The sequence below is a fragment of the Gardnerella sp. DNF00354 genome (genome assembly GCF_049262755.1).
GTDB classification, from domain to species: domain Bacteria; phylum Actinomycetota; class Actinomycetes; order Actinomycetales; family Bifidobacteriaceae; genus Bifidobacterium; species Bifidobacterium vaginale.
On record NZ_CP058402.1, the window covers coordinates 1,251,962 to 1,274,589 of the forward strand.

Genomic DNA, 22,628 nt, shown 5'->3' on the forward strand with positions numbered 1-22,628 from the left:
TTATTCGTATTCTTCTAATAAATTAGTAGTAAATTTTCATACTCTGCAATAAATACAGGAAATTACCACGTTTTTCTATGTTAGCGTATGGCATAGCCGTGATACTATAGCAAACGTTTGGTTGTGCTGTAAATAATAAAAACCAGCATAGCGGTGTACACAATTAACGTAAGGAATTGTTATGAACTACACTTCAAATGCAGAATGCTCTGTTTCTAAACAATCATCTGCACCTAGAACTCCGCTCATTTTTAGAATAGGAGCAGAATTCATTGCAAGCGCTTTTGCAATGTTCACTATCTACATGTTCTCATCTATTGTTACTGCAATGTATGGCGTAAATGTTCTTATGATTGCAGTAGGAACTGGTATTGCTTATGCTGCTGCTATTGGTATTGCATCTAAGTTTTCTGGCGGACATGTGAATCCTGCTATAACTATCGCATCTATGCTTACTGGCAGAACTCCTTATATTTCTGGAATTTTATACATTATTGCTCAGGTTCTTGGAGCTATCGCTGCAGCTGGAGTAACTGTTTTTGTTCTGCCACAAACAAAGATGGTTCCAGCTCACACTTGGTTCGCTCCTGTTGTTAATGGTTTTGAAAATGCTTCCATTTCTGCAAACCAACTTAAGAGTGTTAATGCATCTTTTGGCGTTATTACTGCTCTTGTTGTTGAAATTATTGCAGTTCTTGTTATTGTTGCAACAGCAATGACGTACATGAATGACAATGGCAGCACTAAATGCGGATACTCTACTCACATGGGCATTGCTTATGCCGCCGGAGCTTTCATAACGTATCAAATTACTGGAGCTGGTTTAAACCCTGCCCGTTCTACTGGCATTGCCATTCTTGCTCAATCGCAAAAGTTATCCGTCTCCCCATTAAGTCAACTTTGGGTATTTTGGATTGCACCTGTTTTTGCCGCTGCACTCGTAGGATTTGTCATGCTTATTTGCAAGCTTGCAACATCTTCTTCAAATAATCAGAATCCTGTTGCTGCTGATTACTCAAATCAAACTTCTCCTGTTCTACAGAATACTGTTCCTGTAGTTCCAGAACCTCCTGTTAACACAGAGTCTTCAGTAACTCCTTCTACGACTTTGGATTCTACTGGAAACGATAATGTTCCATTTAATCCTTTTAACAGAGATGATAAATAGAATTTCGTGAATTAAATCTATCGGATTCTACATTAAGAAAAAAATTGAAAAATACGTTATCAATAGTCCAATTCCTAGCGAAATGCTTATGAAAGAATCGAAGGCTACAGATCTAACCTTCCATGGACTTTTTTGAGTAAATATTAAGCGTATGATTCCAAGAACAATGGCTGTTGCGGCAATTATTACCGTGGCAGCCATTGTTTTACCCATAAACGCCAATACTGCGCTTACGCATACTATTGCTGCCACAATCCATTGCGCATACGGTTTTCCTTCTTTGACCTCCGAAACGTATATATGGTTTGATTTTTTTGCTAATTCAGATTCATTTACATTTAAAATGTTCTTTTGAATTTTTGCTACATCGTCTTGTTTTTCATACCGATCATTAATTGTCATACTTGTATAATACATAAAAGACCTTGGAAAGTATACGAAAATACAATCCAAGGTCCTTTTTATAGAATACTTGTATTAATTAAAAAATTAATAAATATTTTATTATTCAGTTAAATACTATTTAGTGGAAGAAGTGCCTTGTACCAGTAGTGTACATTGTTACTCCAGCCGCACGCGCAGCTTCAAACACTTCCTCATCTCTAATTGACCCTCCTGGCTGCACAATTGCTCGCACACCTGCGTCAATAAGGATTTGCGGACCATCAGCAAATGGGAAGAATGCATCCGAAGCCGCAACAGCTCCACGAGCACGCTCAACACCATCAGCAAGAGTATTAGCACGCTCAACAGCCAAGTGGCAAGAATCCACGCGATTAACCTGCCCCATGCCAATGCCAACAGTAGCATTATCGTGTGCAAGTAGAATTGCGTTAGACTTTACGCAACGAAGCGAGCGCCATGCAAACTCTAAGTCTCTCAAAGTATCAGTATCTGCAGCTTCTCCAGATACAAGAGTCCAATTTTGAGGATTATCGCCAAAATCGTCAATCTTATCTGCGCTTTGTACCAATGCGCCACCATCAATAGGATGCACCTGCAAGCCCAAAACTGGAGGATTTGCAACCTTTAAGATTCGCAAATTCTTCTTCTTAGTGCGCAATAACTCCAAAGCCTCAGGCTCATAACCTGGAGCAATAATTACCTCTGTGAAAATTGGTCGAACACTTTCAGCCATTTCTAGTGTAACAGTTGAATTGCAAGCAATCACACCGCCGTAAGCACTTACAGGATCGCAAGCGTGAGCTTTCTTATGAGCAATAGCTGCAGTTGCACCTATTGCTAAGCCGCAAGGATTATTATGCTTGCATACTGCAACAGCGATTTGTGGGGCAAAATCCCATACTGCACGCCAAGCCGCATCCGCATCAACATAATTGTTGTAGCTCATCGGCTTTCCACCAAGAAGTTCAGCTTGAGCTAAACCTCCCTTATGCAATGGGTCAAGATAAAGCCCCGCCTGCTGATGTGGATTTTCACCATATCTAAGCTCGCGATTTAACTTCCACGTACGCGTATAATCAGTTGGAAGAATCAAATCCTCACTTGTTTTATCAACTGAATTTGCGTCTTCCTCCGACTTGGTCTTCATACTTTCTGGAATTGACCAAACTTCACTTGTCCACTGGCATATTGCAGCATCGTAAGAAGCCGTATGTTCAAATGCTTTATGCGCCAAGTATTCGCGTTCTTCTAGGCTAAAACCTTCTCCAGATAACACTCTTTGGGCAAGAATATTATAATCTGCAGGGTCTGTAATAACAGCCACAGATTTATGATTTTTCGCGGCAGCGCGAACCATAGATGGTCCACCAATATCGATTTTCTCAATAATCTGAGCTTCGCTTCCACCGCTCATAACAGTGTTTACAAACGGATACAAATTCACTACAACAGCATCAAATGGCTCAATATTTAACTCTTTAAGCTGCTTTACATGATCAGGATTGCTCATATCTGCTAGAATCCCAGCGTGAATATGTGGATCGAGCGTCTTAACCCTACCATCTAAGCTTTCTGGGAAACCTGTTATATCAGACACTTCCGTAACCTTTACACCTAATTCTTGGAGTTTTGCAGCTGTTGAACCTGTTGAAACAACCTGAGTTCCGCACCTTTTAAAAGCGTCTGCCAGAGTTTCTAGCCCTTCTTTGCAAAATACTGATACAAGTACTCGCTTGATTGACCTTTTACCTGTGGTTATCAGCACATCTGCACTTGATTCTTGCGCGTGTATCTGTTGCACGGTGGTCTTCCTCCTTGATGTTGGACGAGGATTATTTTTTATTGACTTTCGAACTAACTGTTCTAGGTTTTCTAGTATCAGTTTTGTTCTCAAGCAAAGGTTGTTTTTTAGTGGATTTAACGCTTCGCGGCTGACTTATATTATCTGTTTCATTTTGACTAATTGAACAAGATGAACGCGTTTTTTCTTTTTTTGAAGACATATCATCAGCAGACTTTTCAGACATATTGTTTTCTTTAGGAGTTATTACTGACGTTTCATATGACTGTTCAACTGGTTTTGATTGCGATTTTATGTTCTGATTTTCTTTTGCCTTTTCACTAATATTTTCAGATAACTTTTTGGAAAATATATTAAAATTCGACGGCTTAATGGAATCATATTTCTCAAAAATTTTAGAACTTAACGCACGAATAGAAATTATTATTGCGCACACAAATATAACGAGAATCCAGGCCAACCCAAAACCAAATACTGTTAAATGCCCTAAAGCACGAACACTTCTACTTACATTTATACCAACATTGGATAAACGATATTTACCTAAATCACCGTTTGCGAACAAGAATAGTATACTCATAACGAGTATTACTAATATGCAAGTTGATACCAAAACTACAGCTGATTCCACAAAAGCAATAACGGTAGACTTCCAATCAAGTTTATCTTTATCGAAATGCAAACGAAGATTACAAGACTTAGAATATAAGATCACAAATAACGCAAATACGCCACATAAGGCAAAAACAATACCATTAACAAGAAGCCTATAAAGTGAATCACCTATAGAGTCTGGGAATATGGCAAAGAATGGAACAGGAGGCAAAGACTTACGATTAACTGCATAAATTGTGAAATTAGCAACTGATCCTATCGCAAATCCTGAACCTGAAATCCATGATAATGCCCATAATGCAACGTTTGGAAGCCATACCAGACATGCAATTGTGGTTAAAATTCTTGAACCTAATTGCATTCCTAACTTTGAAAAAACTATCTCAACATTACTTGCTCCAACAATGGACCAAAAGATAATCGTTGATAATGCAATAATTGCATAAATTGACAACACGATTACGGTTGAATAAAGGCAAATTTTTATGCGTTTTAATATATGTTCAGGAACATTTTTTGTTATATTATTTTTGATTAATACAAACAATGAGCTGTATGGGAAAACAGCTATTAACTGTGCAAAAGCATATACACAAAAGCTTTTTAACAATATGACTGGTAACGAATCCAATAACTCAATATTAGTATTTTGAGATATAACTCCATTGATGAAAACCCAAACAAACAAACCAATACAATTTACTAGCGATCCACCTTTTAGTTTTCTCATCAGAATCGCAAGCATTGTAATTATAAGCAAAGTCAAACCAAGTGGAATAACTGTAAGAATAAAATCATCAAAGCCTAGACCAACTCCTTGCGCAAAAAGAAGAGCAGCCCACGTCATCGACATTGATGAATCGGAAAGATTACCAGTTCCTTCTTCTATAGAAATAACAAGAAGGGTTAGTGACATGAATAATCCAACAACTATTGCAAAAATCAAAGTCGCAATAGCGGGTATAGATATCCCCTTCAAAATGCTAATAAGAGAAGACTTCAGTTTTTTCATAACATCATCCTCCCTTATTAGCCGCTTGAAGTTAGATCTAAGTTGTTCGATTTTTTATGATTACACCTAAAAACAATATATGGATAAATGTAGCTGCCTAATTACAACACAAGCTACTACTCATACACCACTTTTACGCAGGCATCGTCATTAAACTAGAGCATTTATAAGATTGCAACTCATTCATCCCGCTAATTCCTGTTAACTCCATTACAAAGCAGAATCCAGCAACAGTACCCTGCGACCTTTCAACAAGTCGCGCAGCAGCTTTTGCAGTTCCTCCTGTAGCAATTAAATCGTCAACAATAAGAACACGCTGACCAGGCTTTATAAGATCTTTCTCAATCTCTATCTTAGCTTCCCCATATTCGAGAGAATATGATTCGCTTATGACTTCGGGCGGCAATTTACCTGCTTTTCTTACGGCAACAAAACCTTTATTGAGTCGAGCAGCCAAAGCTGGACCAAACAAAAATCCACGAGCCTCAAGTCCAGCAACTAAATCAAATGAATCTTTAGAAACTGGTAACGAATCTACTAATGAATCAATAAGAATTCGCATACCACGATTATCAGCAAAAACAGGAAGAAAATCGCGGAAAACAATCTTTGGATTTGGAAACCCTGGAATTGTTCTAATAAGAGATGCTAAATATTTAACATCCTCATCACTAACATTCTTCAAAGATTTTACTGTAATATCAGTTGTTGTCATAATCTTATTGTTCTTATCTCAGTTTTCTTTGACTTCACCAGTCTCGCTGGATTCTTGAATCTGCTCAGTTTCGCTCGATTCTTGAGATTCATCTTTATCAGATGCATCAACATCTTCCGAGTTATCAGCTTCATCGTCTTTGTCATAGCTGTTGAAATCTACACGAACATAAACTCTATTCACAGCTCTGAAAGACACTCGAAGTAAACTACCTTCTGAATCTAGAACAATCTCTTCGTGATCAGAATCAACTAAGACGACCTTACCGATAATTCCACCAATTGTTATAACTTCAACGCCTGGTTTCAAAGAATCATGGAAGGACTTCAACTCATTTTGGCGCTTCTTCATATTACGAGATTGGAACCACATGATACCAACCATGGCAATTACGAGTACAATAAGCATGCCATACTGGCTAACAAATTGGGGCACAATAAACTCCTTATGTATCCAACCCTGAGACGGACAAAACACCGTCCAAAACACTTATTTTATGTTATCTATCTGACATTATCAGGCGCTTTAAGACCTAAGTGTTGCCAAGCTTTTTCAGTGGCAACACGACCTTTAGGAGTCCTAATAAGAAACCCTTCACGCACTAAATATGGCTCACAAACGGTTTCTACAGTTTCTGCCTCTTCTCCAACCATTGCAGCCAAATTATTAAGCCCAACTGGACCACCATTAAATTGATTCACAATAGCTTTCAAAACCGCAATATCTAGACGGTCAAGACCTTGAGTATCAATCTGATACAACGATAAGGCTTCTATTACAGACTCGCGATTTACATCTTTAAGATTATGCACAACTGCCCAATCACGTACGCGTCTTAACAGTCGATTTGCGATTCTAGGAGTTCCTCTGGAACGAATAGCAAGTTCTTTAGCTGCTTGATCAACAAGATGAACACCAAGAAGAACAGATGAACGTTCAATCAGTTTTTCCAACTCATCGTGAGGATAAAAATCCAAGTGAGCCGTAAAACCAAAACGTGCTCTAAGCGGAGAAGGAAGCATACCTTCGCGCGTAGTAGCACCAACCACAGTAAAATGCGGCAATGTAAGAGGTATAGAAGACGCCCCTGGTCCTTTGCCAACCATAACATCAACTCGGAAATCTTCCATAGCTATATAAAGCAACTCTTCTGCGGCTCGAGGCAAACGATGAATCTCATCAATAAACAGTACTTCACCAGTATCAAGAGAACTCAAAATTGATGCTAGATCACCAGCGTGTTGAATAGCAGGGCCAGACGTAACTCTAATAGATACGCCTAACTCATTAGCAACAATCATTGCTAATGTTGTTTTTCCAAGCCCAGGAGGACCTGCAAGCAACATGTGATCTGGAGGAACATCACGCAATCTTGCAGCATCCAAAAAAAGTTGTAACTGCGCCTTTAAAAGAGGCTGTCCGATAAATCCATCTAGAGCATGAGGTCTTAATTCTTCATCGCTAATCTGTTCATTTCCTATAGGAGATGATGAAACAATTCTTAATGAATCTTCGGATACGCCAGTATTTAAAGCTTGTACGTCGATTCCTTCATCCAAACTCATGAATCACCTGCCTCTATCTAACGCTGCCAATGCCATGCGCAAAACATTAGACATATCTGAATCACTGATTGGCAGAGCAATTTTTTCACTATTACACACGTTTTCAACCGCTCTTTGAGCATCTGACTGCTTCCACCCTAAAGACATAAGTCCATCGACAACCTTGCTGATGCCAGATTCATCAAATTCCTTTTTATAAGATTTTGAATCTTTAGAAGTATCATCTTCATTTAATTGAGATACGTCAATAGAACCTTTAAGTTCAAGAACAATTTTTTGAGCACCCTTTTTACCTAATCCTGGAGCAGAAGACAATGCGGTGATATCGCCATCTGCAATAGCCTGCAATAAACGATTCACATTTAAAGTGGAAAGTAAAGAAAGAGCAACTTTAGGACCAACACCACTAACTTTCTGCTGAATTTGAAGAAAAATACGCTTTGCAGGCATACTCGTAAAACCATACAAAGTAACAGCATCTTGACTTACTTGTAAAGACGTATAAACCTTAACATCTTGACCTTCATGCAGCGCAGCCAAATCAGACGATGGCATATAAACTTCATAGCCAACACCACTAACACAGATAAGCGCACATCGAGAATCAACTGATTCAATAACGCCGCTAAGCATACCAATCATCAGCGCTCACCTTTCTAGATAAATAGAACATCTGTTCTATAAAACATACTACATGTCACGTCCGACAGAAGAATGTCTGCTAGCAGAACGCAAAGAAGCAGCCCACTTTCGTTGAGCCTCAGTTAAATGCTGCTCTCGCTCTCCTCCTTGCAAAGCCCCTGCTGGGCGAAGCGCGTGACAAATCGCTTGAGCCAAAGCATCAGCTGCATCTGCAGGAGTCGGTAAAACATTAAGATTTAAAAGACGCGCAACCATGCGCTCTACCTGAGTTTTATCCGCCTTTCCATTTCCAGCAACAGCGAGTTTAACCTCTGTAGGAGTATGCAAAGCTACAGGAATACCTCTCTGAGCAGCAGCCAACATTGCAACACCTGCAACTTGAGCAGTACCAAGAACAGTGTTTCGATTTTCTTGAGCAAAAACACGCTCAATCGAAATAGTATCTGGCGAAAACCTTTCGATTTTCTCCACCAGTCCATTGTAAATTTCGAGCAATCTTAAATCTTGAGAAGTCTTAGGATCACTTCTTAATACATCGACGTGAATAAAAGAAAGCCGACGAGAAACGCCGGCTTCAATCACGCCGACCCCGCAGCGAGTAAGCCCGGGGTCAACGCCCAAAATCATCATAGGAAACTATTCTGCTTCCTCAAGCTGAGCCATAACCTCATCCGAAGCAGTCCAGTTGCTGTAAATATTCTGAACATCGTCCAAATCGTCGAGATTGTCAATCAAACGAGACACTTTCTGAGCATCTTCAAAGCTCAATTCAACCTCATTGTTTGGATGCATAACGATTTCTGCGGAATCATAGTCGAAACCAGCATCTTGCAAAGCCTTACGAACAGTTACCAAATCGCTAGAATCAGTGTATACGGAATACACATCACCGTCGTCAGCAACATCTTCAGCGCCAGCTTCTGCAGCAATATCAAAAAGCTTGCTATAGTCAACGCCTTCGCTAGGAACTTCAATCAAGCCCTTACGCTCAAAGTTGAAGCTAACAGAACCGCTTGTAGCCAAAGAACCATTGCCCTTTGTAAGAGTGGAGCGAACGTCTGCTGCGGCGCGGTTGCGATTATCAGTAAGGCACTCAATAATCAATCCAACACCTGCTGGAGCATAGCCTTCGTAAACAATCTCTTCGTAGTTTGCGCCGCCTGCTTCTTCACCAGAACCACGCTTAACAGCGCGCTTAATATTATCTGCTGGCATAGAAGCTTTTTTAGCCTTAACGATTGCATCGTACAAAGTTGGGTTACCATCAGGGTCTCCACCACCAAGACGAGCAGCGATTTCAATATTCTTAATAAGCTTGGCGAAAAGCTTGCCGCGCTTAGCGTCAATAGCGGCTTTCTTATGCTTTGTGGTCGCCCACTTGGAATGACCTGACATGATACTCCTAAAAAGTGTACGGTTACGTAAACGTGATGATTTTAATGCTCTTTAGCGACAAATCGTCATACGCTAGTATTTTTAAGCAAATTTTTAACTTCAAAAATCCTCTGTATAACGGTTATGATACCACCAATACAAAGGATAAACATGGCTAAACTAAGCCATAAAAGCCAGCCAGTTAATCCACTTAATCCCATTGAAATCAATATAATAGCCACTCTGTCTGCTCTAGTAATCAAACCTTTTTTAGCTTCCACCCCAACAGACTCACCTCTTGCTCTAGCATATGACGTTACAAAAGCAGCCATAATTGCTATTAGCGAACAAAGCAATCCGCAATATTTTATAAAACCATTAACATATTCTGGCAAATATAAACATATGTTGATATTTTTAGCACGATATAAGCAAATACAAACACACAAAAATAGAGACCAATCAGCGATTCTATCTAAAGTAGAATCCAAAAACGCACCAAATTTCGTTCCACCATTTTGATTAGTTAAAGCAGCGACTGAACCATCCAAAGCATCTGCAAGGACAAAAATCGTAAGCAAAATTGTACCGAATAAAAGCCAGCCAGTCATAGAAACAAAAATTGAGGTTACTACAACAGCCAAAGCACCGAAAACAGTAATGCCATTTGCTGTACAGCCAAATTTTACAAGCAGCTTAGCAATAGGCGCAATAACACGCTTGAATCCACCTCTTAAAGATTCCAACATATCTAATAAAACGCCTTCCTAGATTAAAAAAGCTACTCATACACACACTATCAACAAACTATGCTAATAAAAAACGCCGCTTAAAATTAAGCGGCGCAATTTCTAGCTCCCTCACCTGGATTCGAACCAAGACAAAGGGTTCCAAAGACCCGTGTGCTGCCATTACACCATGAGGGAACGGCGGAAAAAACCGCCAAGTCACTATTATGCCATAACAATTGACATCGTCAAGTTTGGCGTGGCGAAATAGGATTTATGCAAACAAGAACCCCTTGCCATGATGCTCTGGATAAGTGTCAAACAGCTTTGCAACAGACCCATCTTCAAACACAGCTTTAATAGCACTTGCCAAAAGTGGGGCAATTGAAAGAACAGTTAACCCATCCCAACGCTTTTCTTCTGGAATTGGAACAGTATCCGTTAACACAACTTCTCTAGCGCCGCAATTCTTTAAACGCTCAACTGCAGGACCAGAAAGCACGCCGTGAGTTGCAACAACCGTAACAGACTTTGCACCAGCGTCCTTAAGAACATTACAAGCGCCTGCGATTGTTCCAGCAGTGTCAATTAAATCATCAACCATAACACAATCACGCCCAGCAACATCACCAACAACACGATTTGCTACAGCCTGATTTGGACGAGTAATATCTCTAGTCTTATGAACAAAAGCCAATGGGCCTCCGCCTAAACGTTGCGCCCACTGTTCTGCAACTCGGATTCGACCTGCGTCTGGCGAAACAACGGTAACGTTTCCTAAATCTTCGCTGAAACGATCTCGAACGTAATCAACCAGCACTGGCATAGCAATCAAATGGTCTACAGGACCATCAAAGAATCCCTGCGATTGTGCCGCATGCAAGTCAACGCTCATGATTCGATCTGCGCCTGCTGTTTTAAGCAAATCAAACATCAAGCGGCAAGAAATAGGCTCACGACCGCGATGCTTTTTGTCTTGTCTAGAATATCCAAGCAACGGGCACACAGCGGTAATAGAACGAGCAGACGCGCGCTTTAATGCGTCGATCATAATTAACTGTTCCATAATGGACTTGTTAACAGGGTCACTATGACTTTGCAACACAAACACGTCTGTTCCTCGCACAGACTGAGTGTAACGAACATACATCTCGCCATTGGCAAAATCATATGCTGTTGTTTCCAATACTTCTATACCAAGCTGATTTGCAACATCTCGAGCAAGCTTCGGATGCGCGCGACCAGTTACGAGAACAAGGTTTTTATCTGGCTTTCCTTCAAGGACGATGCTCACCATATCTCCAAACGCTAGTTCACTAACAGCCCACAAAAACGGACTGTGATTAATACTATCTATTTGCGCAGACTATAATCATTAAGCCGTTTCATACACAACAAATCATTGCAAAAGATTCCAAATAATCACAAATCGCGTCTGTATAAACCATGCTTAACAATGTATTGAACAACTCCATCTGGAACCAAATACCATACAGGTTCCCCGTGCTCAGCTCGCTTGCGAACATCAGTAGAAGAAATTGCTAGTGCTGGGATTTCCAAAATGTCAACTGGGAAACGATGACTGTGACAATTAATCATATCGTCACAAGAATCCGCCGAATACACATGAGCCTCAATTTGAGTAAACTTTTCTGGACTAGAATACCCAGGACGAGTAACAGCCACAAATCTAGCCAAATTCCACAGTTCTCTAGCATCTTTCCATTGCATAATCTCCGCAATAGCATCCGCGCCTGTAATAAAGAAAAGTTCAGCATCTGGATGCTGAGATCGAATATCGCGAAGCGTATCAATCGTATAAGTAACACCTGGTCTATCAATATCCACTCTGGAAACTGTGAACTTAGGATTAGAAGCAGTTGCAATCACAGTCATCAAATATCGATCTTCTGCGTTAGTAACCTTCTTATCAAGTTTAAAAACAGGCTTTCCTGTAGGAACAAAAATAACTTCGTCTAGATCATAAACCCATGCAACTTCAGAAGCTGCTACCAAGTGGCCGTTGTGAATAGGGTCAAAAGTGCCGCCCATGATCCCTATTCGTTGGCGCTGATGAACATTACCTCTAGCAGATTGACGGTGTTTAGCAACACCTGCCACAACAGGCGGCGCAGCCTCAGTGCCATTAAAAGACCCTTGGAACAAGTCAGACATTCTGCGCTCTTCAGAAAAATCTTTTACTTCTGACTTAATACTATTTTGGGAATCAACTTTAGAGTTGTTTAGATTATTTTGCATTAATTCATTTCCACATTTTGTTCAAAATACACAAAATCAAGCATCATGATTATTTTGCACCATCAAGCAAATCAGCAGCATCATCTGCCTTAGCTTCATCGATAACACTAGAGGCAACGTTCGCCTTATCGGGATTAATATTGCCCATTTCCTCATTCCACTCATCTTGAACAACCCGTTTAATCTCCTCAAATGTTGGAAGAGGAAAATCAGGCTGGAAAATACTTCTAATCTTTGCAACAGATTCTGTAATCTTAATAAGAATATCTGCCATATTATCTACTTCACCGCAACGCTCAAGATTACTGAATTGAGATATATTATCTTCCATTTTTCTCAAATTCTGATTAATCTCATCTAAAGCAGCATTATCCTGAGGCTTGAAAACAGTACGATTATCCCTATCTGGCCAACCCATTAATATTGCATCAGCATATTCAAGAGAAGATCTTTGAGATGCAGACGCAATACCATCTTCAATTTGCACTAAAAACACATAGCGAACTATGGATAAACGCTCAGCGGAAATATCTAAAGCATCTAAAACATTAAAATCAGACACACCATATGATTCGCTTTTCGCGTATACATTATCTGATTTAGTTGATTCCTGTGTATTTGGCATACTCATAACCTTACTCTTAATACCTTATTATCTGTCACAATTTATAACATCAAGCTCTTATTTGACCATCTCCATAACCAATCCACTTTGTGGTTGTCATTTCTCTCAAACCCATAGGGCCCCTGGCATGTAATTTTTGAGTGGAAATGCCAAGCTCAGCTCCGAAACCAAATTCGCCGCCGTCCGTAAATCTTGTTGAAGCATTTACCATAACAACAGCTGAGTCTACAGATGACACAAAATTATTGATTGTTAAATAATCTTCAGCAATAATCGTCTCAGTATGCCCCGTTGAATACTTTGTAATATGATTCGCAGCATCCTCAACATCTTTTACAATCTTTACTCCTATTTGCAAAGACAAATATTCACGATTCCAATCATCATCATTTGCATGTTCTAACTGCAAACCATTGATATTTGAATCGAATAGAATATTGTAGGATTTTTCATCAGCATGAATCAAAACATTATGTTTAGCTAACTCGCTTGCAATTCTTGGCAGAAAATCTTTAGCAATATCTTGATTTACAAGCAATTTTTCTGCAGCATTACAAACTCCAACTCTTTGAGTTTTTGCATTTACAATAATTGGTATCGCTTTTTCAAAATCTGCTGTTTTATCCACGTAAATATGAACATTTCCAGCTCCAGTTTCTATAACTGGAACTGTTGATTCTTTAACAACTGCAGCGATTAGATTTGCACTTCCCCTAGGAACAAGAACATCAATATGACCATGAGCATGCATCATTGACGTTGCTCCACTTCTTCCAAGATCATCAACAGATTCTATAAGATTTCCACTTACACCAAAATCTTTTAAGACTTGCTTGATTACAGAAATTGTCGCATGGTTCGTGCGCTCAGCTGCACTACCGCCTCTTAAAATTACAGCATTTGAAGATTTTATGCACAAAGATGCAACGTCAACAGTCACATTTGGTCTAGCTTCGTAAATAATTCCCATTACGCCTATTGGCACTCTTACTTGAGAAAGCCTAAGACCATTTTCTAGTGTGTATCCACGAACAACTTCTCCAACAGGATCTTGTAATTGCGCTATTTTTCTAATACTTTTTGCAGATTGAAATATTCTTTCTTCATCAAATTTAAGTCTGTCTAGTTTTCCAGCATCCATACCATTTTTTTGAGCTTTTTCTAAGTCTTGCTTATTTGCTTCTTCAATAAATTCTGCATTATTTTCAATAGAATCAGCAATAGCATTTAGAAGATTATTTTTAAAATTGGTATTAGCTTTAGCAAATTCACGCTGTGCTATTCGCGAAGCATCCGCTCTAGAAAAAACAATAGAATCTATAGAGTCCCCATAATCTTTAGACATATTGCTTTGTGCATTACTATGCGTTTCATCTAACTTTGTATCAAGATTAATCATATTGAACATATTAGCAATAGCAGTACTTAGGCTCCACCTCTTCAGGTAACATGTATACCAATTAGCACGAATGGAGGAATCATGGCAGAAAACACTACGAATACAGTTATGTTTCACAGCACTAGGTCAAACTCTAAAACCTATACCTCGAAGCAAGCTATTCGTAGAGGAATAGCAGATGATGGTGGCTTGTTTGTTACGGATTGCCTTGGTGAAACTCGTTACGATATTTCTAATCTTTCTGGGAAAACTTATAAACAGATTGCTAAAGATGTTCTTCAAATTCTCCTTCCAGATTTTACGTCTAGCGAGCTTGATGATTGCGTAGAGAAGGCTTATGGAAGTCAGTGGGAAGATACTGAGATTACTCCTTTAAAGGCTCTTGGTAATAATAATGATTTTGTTCTAGAGCTTTTCCACGGTCCTACCTGTGCTTTTAAAGATGTTGCTTTGCAGATTTTGCCACAATTCATTAGTCGCACAAAAGATGTATCTGATTCTAATCAAAACGTTATGATTCTTACCGCCACTTCGGGAGATACAGGAAAAGCTGCGCTAGCTGGGTTTGCGGATGTTGAAGGCACTTCTATGGTCACTTTTTACCCAGAAGGTAAAGTAAGTAAAATTCAAGAATTGCAAATGACAACTCAAAGTGGAAATAACGTAAAAGTATGCGCTGTTAGAGGAAATTTTGACGATGCGCAAAGCGGCGTTAAACAAATATTTACTAACAATTCAATTAATGAAACGGTTGAAAACAATAATCACGCACTGCTTTCTTCTGCTAATTCGATTAATATTGGCAGACTTATTCCTCAAGTTGTTTACTACTTCTACGCTTATTCTAAGCTTGTTGAACAAGGCGTTATTGAACTTGGTAATGAAGTGGAATTTTGTGTCCCTACTGGCAATTTTGGAAATATTCTTGCTGGATATTATGCGAAAATTCTTGGTCTTCCTGTAAAACACTTAATCGTAGCGAGCAACAGCAACAATGTTTTGTTTGACTTTTTGGTCAGTGGAACATATAACAAGATTCGACCATTTAACCAAACAATTGCACCGTCTATGGATATTCTTGTTTCTTCTAATTTAGAACGCATGCTTTACTACATGTGCGATAAAGATACACGACTGTTGCAAATGCTTATGAATGATTTACAACAATGGGGCGCTTTTGAAATACCAGAAGACGTGCTTTCTAAAATTCGAGAACTTTTTGGATGCGGATGGGCAAACGAGGATCAAATTCGCAATTCCATACAAGAATGCTGGAATAAGCATAATTATATTATTGATCCACATACTGCTTGCGGATACTTTGTTATGAATCATATTCCTCATGATTCTAATGTTCCGCGTGTTCTTTTGAGCACAGCAAGCCCGTATAAGTTCCCTAGGGTTGTTTGCGAATCTTTAGGCTTAAATGTTGAAGGATTAGATGATTTTGCTTGCATGGATTTGTTAGAAAGCAAAACTTCTACAAAAGCTCCTAAAATGCTTAGCGAACTTAAAAATAAAACAGCTAGATTCAACGATGTTATTAACATCGAAGATATGCCAGATTATGTTCTTAAGTGCGCTAACGAAATTTGCTAAAGATTTTGGTTTAAGACTTAAACAAAGCATAATATACTTCGTTTAGTGTGTTTAAATCATGACCTTTTCTAGCTCCTGCAGAAAAGAATCTACGTCTTTTTACATTATCGTCTAGGCTTTTAAGTTTTAGCGATAATTTTCTGCCTAATTCCCATGCAACTTCTTCAAAAACACCGTCTTCTCTAGCTTCTTGCAATGTTGAACAGGCCACAGTGGAAGAAACGCCCTTTTTTTGTAGCTCAATGCGAGTCGCACGTTCTCCCAACAATCTAGATACACATGAGCGTATAACGGATCTAGCATATTGTTTATCGTCAACCAAATGTAATTCTTCCAAACGAATTATTACGGATTCAACAATATTCTCTTTATAACCCTTATTTATAAGCCTATTCTTTAAATCATCGGAAGATCTAGCTGAATAATCTAGCATTCGTAAAGCAGATTCTCTACAATCGTCGAAATCAGAGGCTTTTTTAGCATCTACTTTTTTAGCAGGCTTTCTGCCATTAAATGAATTATACTTCTTAAAAGCGTAATAAGAGTTTTCTTCGCAATAATCTTCATGATTATTATCCAAGCTATCAAATGACTTATCATAAGCATCACTAACGCCAACTGTTGTTAAATCACAACCATTAACTTCAGATTCTTCTGCTTTTTCACACTCATTTTCTGCAGAATAATAAGAATCAACAGGTTTATGATTGCGAAGAAAACTCTCTACACTAATCATCTTCTATTCTTTTCACTGAATCTCAGCCAATATGATGTGAATCAGCTAAATTCAACTTTGTTTTAATAATTTTATTTAATATAGTTTTATTTGACATCACTGCCTTTTGAAGTGTTTGTTTTACTATCAGCACTTGAAGATGATACTGACTGAGAATTGTCATCTTCATCTTCTACCTCAACGAATTGATCTTCTGGCTTCATTAGCCCAAACGCTACTTTTACTTTATCGCTAATCTCTTCTGTAATAGCAGGATTATCTTTAAGGAATTGGCGAACGTTCTCCCTACCTTGCCCAAGTTGTTCACCTTCGTAAGTGAACCAAGAACCAGATTTTTTAATAACATCGCACTGTACAGCCATATCGATTACAGAACCTTCAGTTGATATCCCTTCTCCGTAAAGAACATCAAACTCTGCTGTTTTAAAAGGCGGAGCCATTTTATTCTTTACAATCTTTACCTTAGTACGATTTCCAACAGCCTCTTCACCATTTTTGATAGTAGAAACTCGTCTAATATCCATTCGAACAGATGAATAGAATTTAAGAGCTTTACCACCAGTAGTTGTTTCTGGATTACCGAAGAATACACCAATTTTTTCACGAAGCTGATTAATAAATATTGCTGTTGTTCCAGCTTGAGACAATGCACCAGTCATTTTTCTTAAAGCTTGGCTCATTAAGCGCGCTTGTAAACCAACATGGCTATCTCCCATGTCTCCATCAATTTCCGCTTTTGGAACAAGAGCTGCTACAGAATCAACTACTATAACATCTAAAGCACCAGAACGAATTAGCATGTCGGCAATCTCTAATGCTTGTTCACCATTATCTGGCTGAGAAACAATAAGAGAATCTGTGTCAACACCCAATTTACGCGCATAAACTGGATCTAAAGCATGCTCAGCATCAATAAATGCAGCAATACCACCATTCTTTTGAGCATTAGCAACAATATGCAAAGCTAATGTTGTTTTACCAGAAGATTCAGGACCATAAACTTCCACAATACGCCCACGAGGAACGCCACCAATCCCTAGAGCCATATCTAGAGCTATTGAGCCAGTAGGGATAACCTCCACGTCTTGTAGTGGCTTATCACCCAATCGCATTGCTGAACCTTTACCATATTGTTTTTCAACATTGGCAAGAGCTGTTTCCAACGCTGCTTTTCTACGAGGATCTGCCTTGTCGGCATCAATAAGACGATCCACTGCACCTTTTTTTGCTTGTTGTGCCATATCTGCTACTCCTTTCGCATGCCGATGTATTGATTGACGTTAATGCAATACATAATGACTATGCAAGCGTTTTAGAGCAATGTGGTTAAAGGTTTTACTCAATAACACAATAGGCACTTATCACGCTGCAAGAAGCCCAACAATTGACATTATACACCACAAACGAACATTTGTTCGACAAGCGTGTTGTTCTTGAAAACTAGGCGAAAATATCTATTTTGCAGGCATTGGTGGAGCATTATGATCTTTACCCCACCTCTTACTATCAGGAATATTCATGTGATCACATAAAACATTCCAGACAATTCTTGGCTCTACTCCAGCATCAATCGCCTCACGAGCACTCATACCATTAAGTTTTTGCAGCTCCTGATCTTTTGCGATACTCCTGCCAAACTCCCTGCCAAATACCTCTTCAAGAAGCTCCCAAAATTCACGCTCGCGCATCAAAAATCCAATCTTCAAAAATTATGGAATGCAGAATTTTAATTAACGCATAAACGACACCGTTTCGAACTTCTTCACGATTACCAGAAATATTTAATTGAGCAGAAATCAACAATCCTAAATCACAAGAATAAAAATCACATTTCTCCAAGGAGAAATTACTAATTTTTCCACACTTACAATCAAAAACGCAATTTTTTATTCTATTAAACTTGCAAGAAATCGCATCAGAGTCAAGCGAAAAGCAAGATTTATCGGTAATATTTGGAACAAAAACACCAATATACGCCAATCCAGCTGGTTTACCAGCATCAGAGCCAGGTCCAGCAACACCAGTAGTTGACAATCCAATAATAGGAAAATCAGGATTGTCAACATCTTTTTGTTGCTCAAAACGCTTATAACACCAACCAGATCCACTGTATAATCTTGCTGCACCAAACGCCATTTGCTTTGCTACTCGCGCGTCTACAGCACCACACGATTTTAATAAATCGCAATCCACACCAAGTATCTTAGATTTTTCACGAATATCGTAAGTAACAGCAGATCCAAGAAAAACTCTAGAAGCGCCAGGAATCTTTACAAACGAATCTGAAAGAAGACCCCCAGTCAGAGACTCAGCACATGCGATATGCAAAGAATGTTCATCGCAAAAATCAAGAATCTCACTAGCTAAAACACTGACAGAGTCACTACACATATCTATATCAATGCTTCAAAGCGTCGTTCACGTAAAGAATACCAGAGTAAGTAGCAAAGCCTATCGCTATTCCAATCAAACCGTAAGAAATGGAGTAATAGCAAATCACCCAAAGTGGAATATCATTTGCGCAGAAAACAGGAACAATAGGAACGAGAAGCATCGCAATACCAATTGACTGAGAAAGTGTCTTAAACTTTCCAGCAGAAGATGCTGCAATCACTTTACCGCCCTTATTTATAACATAGAATCGTAAAATAGTTATGCCAATTTCACGAATAACAAACAAAGCAGTAATCCACCAATATAGTTCTCCAAAAGCTGACGCAATAATAAGCGCGGAAAGCATGAGAAGCTTATCTGCTATAGGATCTAGTAATTTACCAAGCTCAGTTACCTGATTGTATTTTCTAGCCATCCAACCATCTAATTTATCTGTAGAAGCTGCAATTACAAACAAAACAAACACTGACCAACGTATTGCAGTAGAAGCATATCCCCAAGGACCTGCAACCAAATATAAGATTATAAATAGAATAGAAAGAATAATCCTTATGTATGTCACTACATTAGGAGCATAATCCCAACCTTCAAGTAATTTAGACTTACTGTTTTTCAACATTTATAAATACCTCCATAAAGCTACACAAATATGGTATAGCAAACGCAAAACTTAATTCAACTTTTACAAAGAATCACTTTCACCGCGAATAAATGCTAAAACTTTAGGCAAATCTTGAGGTTGCACAAGAACCTCACGTGCTTTAGACCCTTCGGATGGGCCAACAACACCACGCGACTCAAGCAAATCCATTAACCTACCAGCTTTAGAAAAGCCAACACGCAATTTTCTTTGAAGCATCGAAGTGGATCCAAACTGAGCACCTACTACAAGCTCTGCAGCCTGAAGCAGCTCATCCATATCGTCGCCAATATCGCTAGTTTTAAGCTTGCTTTGAGCTTGAGCATCCGCTTTTTGAGCCATTTGTTCAATATCTTCACGATACTTTGGCTTGCGCTGAGTGCGAACATACTCCACAGCCCTGCGGATTTCAGATTCACTCACCCACGAGCCCTGCACACGCTGAGGCTTAGCAGCACCCATTGGAAGGAACAAAGCGTCACCTTGACCAATCAAAGTTTCTGCACCAACAGTATCGAGAATAACTCTTGAATCAGTTGCAGATGAAGTAGCAAAAGCCAATCGAGAAGGAATATTTGCTTTAATCAAGCCTGTTACAACGTCAACAGACGGACGCTGAGTAGCAAGAACCAAATGCACTCCTGCAGCTCGAGCAAGCTGAGTAATACGCTGAATAGAACTTTCAACATCGTTCTTAGCAACCATCATCAAATCAGCCATCTCGTCTACAACCACAAGCAAATACGGGTATGGAGCAACTTTTCTATTAGAACCAGCCGGAGCATGAACTTTTCCTTCGCGCACAGCCTTGTTGAAATCTTTAACATGGCGGAAGCCGAAGAATTGCAAGTCGTCGTAGCGCGAATCCATCTCTTTAACAACCCACTCGAGAGCCTGTGCAGCCTTCTTAGGATCCGTAATAATCGGCGTGAGCAAATGCGGAATGCCAGCGTATGCAGAAAGCTCTACTCTCTTAGGATCTACCAAAATCATACGAACCTGTTCAGGTGTTGCTCGCATGATAATAGAAGTGAGCATCGAGTTAATAAAACTCGACTTACCAGATCCTGTAGCACCTGCAACAAGCAAATGCGGCATTTTATCGAGAGCTGCCGTTACGAAATGACCCTCAACATCCTTACCAACACCTGTAAGCATAGGGTTTGGATCTTGTCGCGCTTTATCAGACCTAAGAACATCTCCCAGATTTACAATCTCTCTATCTACATTCGGAATCTCAATACCAATTGCAGACTTGCCTGGAATTGGAGAGAGAATACGCACATCAGTGCTTGCTACAGCATACGCAATATTCTTTTGAAGATTCGTTACCTTCTCTACTTTTACTCCAGATCCCAACTCAACTTCATATTGAGTTACAGAAGGACCTCTTAAGAAGCCAATAACCTTCGCATCTACCTCAAATTGTTCAAAGGTAGACGTTAAAGCTCGAATCACACGATCATTCGCTGGTGTTCTTGTTGCATGAGGCTTTCCATGAACAAGTATGTTCAAATCTGGTAGCATATAAGGTTCATCTTCATAAACATTAGAATCACTATGATTTGAATCGTATATATCTTTGCCAGCAGCGCTATCACTATTATTTTCTTGCGATGACCTATACTTATCTAATTGCTGAGCAGGCATCTTTCCCCAAGGATCAGAAGAATATTGCTCACTGGAGCTTATAGGAGCCTTAGGGAATTCATCAATATATAATTCTGGAGATGTTTTCCAAGAATTAGAATTCGCAGAAGAACCACTTGAAGATACAAACCTAGGAGACTCACTATTATGTGATTTATCAACCGTATTTTCATAACCTTGCGATTGATTATTAAAATCACCATCATGACTATTCGTGCGATCAGCATTATTTGATTCGAAATTACTACCGCCATCTTTTGAAGATGCACAGAGAAAAGCATCATCTCCAGCATACTCATCTAAAAGCTCATTATTACTGTCTTTTTTCTTAGTGCCAAATAGTGAATTCCATAATTTAGAAATTAACGAATTATGCAAAGACCTGCGAGACTTTTCAGATTTGTCAGAATCATCATGAGTTGGCACTCCATCAGCAAATTCAAGTGTTTTATCATCATCCTTAGAATCATTATCGTATGAATCTTCCTCAGAATTATCGTCTTTACTATCTTTACTATCTTTAGAAAAAGCAGAAAATATAAACTGAGTTATGTCTGTAACATGCAATTTTAAAATCATCAAAAGCGAAAAAATTGCGATAATAACAAAAATCACTAGAGCAAAAGTCCTAGATAATCCCCAAGCTAAAGGAGAACCAAGAGAAAAACCTAATAATCCACCAGATTTTTGCAAATCTTCTATGTGAAAACGTTGATTTTTACTAGCAAATAAAATATCTAAAATAGAACATATAGACCACAAAATAAGAACAAAACCACCTATAACACGTGGGTTACCTGATTTTGATCCACTATTTCTCATTAGTCTAATTGCTACGGCAAATAACCAAACTGGTAAAACAATGCTCATAACTCCAAAAACTGCAGATGCTGCGAAGTGAAAAGCAACGCCTATAAAACCACTAACTCTAAACCATTCCGATGCGCAGAAAAGAATAGCAAGAATAATCATTACAAAGCACAATCCATCTCTGCGGTATGCTTCGTCGTATTCTCCCACACCAAAAAGCGAACGTACTACTTTACCAACAAGTCGCGGAACAAAAAGCAGCGCGGATTCCCAAAAAGGTTCATCATAAGATACATTTGATGACGACTTTGATGACTTACCGCCCCTGCCTGCCATATATAAGCTCCTTAAACATAAATTTATGAAACATAACAAATTATGCAACCCACATTATTCTACCCCAACGTGTACTAATATACGGGCATAAACGTGTACTGATAAATTAAAAAATCTAATTGCAAAAAGAATGATACTCAAAGTAAAAAAATAAG

The 22,628-nt window shown here is 39.0% G+C and carries 22 protein-coding genes and 1 tRNA gene; 2 read left to right on the forward strand and 21 right to left on the reverse strand.

All coding sequences use genetic code 11. From position 1 onward, the window contains the following. Nucleotides 1-181: 181 nt before the first annotated feature. Nucleotides 182-1,168: an MIP/aquaporin family protein gene (locus HXT24_RS05000; RefSeq protein WP_285069046.1), complete on the forward strand. Its 987-nt coding sequence runs from the start codon at nucleotides 182-184 to the stop codon at nucleotides 1,166-1,168. Between the two features lie 27 nt (nucleotides 1,169-1,195). Here the strand turns inward: HXT24_RS05000 and HXT24_RS05005 are convergent, their stop codons facing one another. The 15 genes from HXT24_RS05005 to HXT24_RS05075 all read right to left on the reverse strand — a co-directional run bounded on the left by HXT24_RS05005 (nucleotide 1,196) and on the right by HXT24_RS05075 (nucleotide 14,317). Then, nucleotides 1,196-1,585, reverse strand: a complete 390-nt coding sequence (locus HXT24_RS05005) for a DUF3017 domain-containing protein (RefSeq protein WP_353582788.1) — start codon at nucleotides 1,583-1,585, stop codon at nucleotides 1,196-1,198. A 106-nt stretch (nucleotides 1,586-1,691) separates the two neighbouring features. Continuing rightward, nucleotides 1,692-3,332 (reverse strand): bifunctional phosphoribosylaminoimidazolecarboxamide formyltransferase/IMP cyclohydrolase, encoded by a 1,641-nt coding sequence (gene purH / locus HXT24_RS05010; protein WP_422119608.1) that lies wholly within the window; start codon nucleotides 3,330-3,332, stop codon nucleotides 1,692-1,694. Nucleotides 3,333-3,405: 73 nt separating this feature from the next. After that, nucleotides 3,406-5,001, reverse strand: coding sequence for a DUF6350 family protein (locus HXT24_RS05015; protein ID WP_422119271.1), 1,596 nt, complete (start codon nucleotides 4,999-5,001; stop codon nucleotides 3,406-3,408). A gap of 133 nt (nucleotides 5,002-5,134) precedes the next feature. After that, a complete protein-coding gene (locus HXT24_RS05020) occupies nucleotides 5,135-5,716 on the reverse strand; it encodes an adenine phosphoribosyltransferase (RefSeq protein ID WP_004125952.1) in 582 nt (193 codons plus the stop codon). Nucleotides 5,717-5,734: 18 nt separating this feature from the next. Then, a complete protein-coding gene (yajC, locus tag HXT24_RS05025; protein WP_032836704.1) occupies nucleotides 5,735-6,151 on the reverse strand; it encodes a preprotein translocase subunit YajC in 417 nt (138 codons plus the stop codon). A 68-nt stretch (nucleotides 6,152-6,219) separates the two neighbouring features. Continuing rightward, complete coding sequence (ruvB, locus tag HXT24_RS05030; protein ID WP_004113654.1) at nucleotides 6,220-7,281, reverse strand: Holliday junction branch migration DNA helicase RuvB; 1,062 nt, start codon at nucleotides 7,279-7,281, stop codon at nucleotides 6,220-6,222. 3 nt (nucleotides 7,282-7,284) lie between these two features. Beyond that, nucleotides 7,285-7,923, reverse strand: a complete 639-nt coding sequence (ruvA, locus tag HXT24_RS05035) for a Holliday junction branch migration protein RuvA (RefSeq protein WP_019261281.1) — start codon at nucleotides 7,921-7,923, stop codon at nucleotides 7,285-7,287. Nucleotides 7,924-7,971: 48 nt separating this feature from the next. After that, the gene (gene ruvC, locus HXT24_RS05040; RefSeq protein ID WP_004113652.1) at nucleotides 7,972-8,553 is read right to left on the reverse strand and encodes a crossover junction endodeoxyribonuclease RuvC; all 582 of its coding nucleotides are present in this window, start codon (nucleotides 8,551-8,553) and stop codon (nucleotides 7,972-7,974) included. 6 nt (nucleotides 8,554-8,559) lie between these two features. Then, nucleotides 8,560-9,318, reverse strand: coding sequence for a YebC/PmpR family DNA-binding transcriptional regulator (locus tag HXT24_RS05045; RefSeq protein WP_004113651.1), 759 nt, complete (start codon nucleotides 9,316-9,318; stop codon nucleotides 8,560-8,562). Between the two features lie 65 nt (nucleotides 9,319-9,383). Then, a complete protein-coding gene (locus tag HXT24_RS05050; RefSeq protein WP_004125964.1) occupies nucleotides 9,384-10,046 on the reverse strand; it encodes a CDP-alcohol phosphatidyltransferase family protein in 663 nt (220 codons plus the stop codon). 106 nt (nucleotides 10,047-10,152) lie between these two features. Next, a tRNA-Gln gene (locus tag HXT24_RS05055) sits at nucleotides 10,153-10,223 on the reverse strand. A 76-nt stretch (nucleotides 10,224-10,299) separates the two neighbouring features. After that, nucleotides 10,300-11,322: a ribose-phosphate diphosphokinase gene (locus HXT24_RS05060; RefSeq protein WP_032836384.1), complete on the reverse strand. Its 1,023-nt coding sequence runs from the start codon at nucleotides 11,320-11,322 to the stop codon at nucleotides 10,300-10,302. A 125-nt stretch (nucleotides 11,323-11,447) separates the two neighbouring features. Beyond that, nucleotides 11,448-12,284 carry a nicotinate-nucleotide adenylyltransferase gene (gene nadD, locus HXT24_RS05065; protein WP_014554566.1) on the reverse strand — a complete coding sequence of 279 codons (837 nt, stop codon included), beginning with the start codon at nucleotides 12,282-12,284 and terminating at the stop codon, nucleotides 11,448-11,450. Nucleotides 12,285-12,333: 49 nt separating this feature from the next. Then, nucleotides 12,334-12,909 (reverse strand): hypothetical protein, encoded by a 576-nt coding sequence (locus HXT24_RS05070; RefSeq protein ID WP_019261283.1) that lies wholly within the window; start codon nucleotides 12,907-12,909, stop codon nucleotides 12,334-12,336. A 49-nt stretch (nucleotides 12,910-12,958) separates the two neighbouring features. Beyond that, entirely contained in the window at nucleotides 12,959-14,317 is a 1,359-nt protein-coding gene (locus HXT24_RS05075) for a glutamate-5-semialdehyde dehydrogenase (protein ID WP_020759737.1), read from the reverse strand. 72 nt (nucleotides 14,318-14,389) lie between these two features. Between HXT24_RS05075 and thrC the strand changes: the two genes are divergently transcribed. Next, nucleotides 14,390-15,907 (forward strand): threonine synthase, encoded by a 1,518-nt coding sequence (gene thrC / locus HXT24_RS05080; RefSeq protein WP_019261285.1) that lies wholly within the window; start codon nucleotides 14,390-14,392, stop codon nucleotides 15,905-15,907. A gap of 10 nt (nucleotides 15,908-15,917) precedes the next feature. Here the strand turns inward: thrC and HXT24_RS05085 are convergent, their stop codons facing one another. The 6 genes from HXT24_RS05085 to HXT24_RS05110 all read right to left on the reverse strand — a co-directional run bounded on the left by HXT24_RS05085 (nucleotide 15,918) and on the right by HXT24_RS05110 (nucleotide 22,473). Continuing rightward, nucleotides 15,918-16,643, reverse strand: coding sequence for a regulatory protein RecX (locus tag HXT24_RS05085; RefSeq protein WP_422119272.1), 726 nt, complete (start codon nucleotides 16,641-16,643; stop codon nucleotides 15,918-15,920). An 86-nt stretch (nucleotides 16,644-16,729) separates the two neighbouring features. Continuing rightward, nucleotides 16,730-17,884, reverse strand: coding sequence for a recombinase RecA (recA, locus tag HXT24_RS05090; protein WP_004113623.1), 1,155 nt, complete (start codon nucleotides 17,882-17,884; stop codon nucleotides 16,730-16,732). Between the two features lie 213 nt (nucleotides 17,885-18,097). Further along, nucleotides 18,098-18,331: a DUF3046 domain-containing protein gene (locus HXT24_RS05095; protein ID WP_004113620.1), complete on the reverse strand. Its 234-nt coding sequence runs from the start codon at nucleotides 18,329-18,331 to the stop codon at nucleotides 18,098-18,100. After that, the gene (locus tag HXT24_RS05100; protein ID WP_019261288.1) at nucleotides 18,318-19,034 is read right to left on the reverse strand and encodes a CinA family protein; all 717 of its coding nucleotides are present in this window, start codon (nucleotides 19,032-19,034) and stop codon (nucleotides 18,318-18,320) included. The genes HXT24_RS05095 and HXT24_RS05100 overlap by 14 nt, the downstream gene beginning before the upstream one ends. A 7-nt stretch (nucleotides 19,035-19,041) precedes the next feature. After that, nucleotides 19,042-19,656 carry a CDP-diacylglycerol--glycerol-3-phosphate 3-phosphatidyltransferase gene (pgsA, locus tag HXT24_RS05105; protein ID WP_019261289.1) on the reverse strand — a complete coding sequence of 205 codons (615 nt, stop codon included), beginning with the start codon at nucleotides 19,654-19,656 and terminating at the stop codon, nucleotides 19,042-19,044. 63 nt (nucleotides 19,657-19,719) lie between these two features. Further along, complete coding sequence (locus HXT24_RS05110) at nucleotides 19,720-22,473, reverse strand: DNA translocase FtsK (RefSeq protein WP_415681108.1); 2,754 nt, start codon at nucleotides 22,471-22,473, stop codon at nucleotides 19,720-19,722. Nucleotides 22,474-22,628 lie beyond the last annotated feature (155 nt).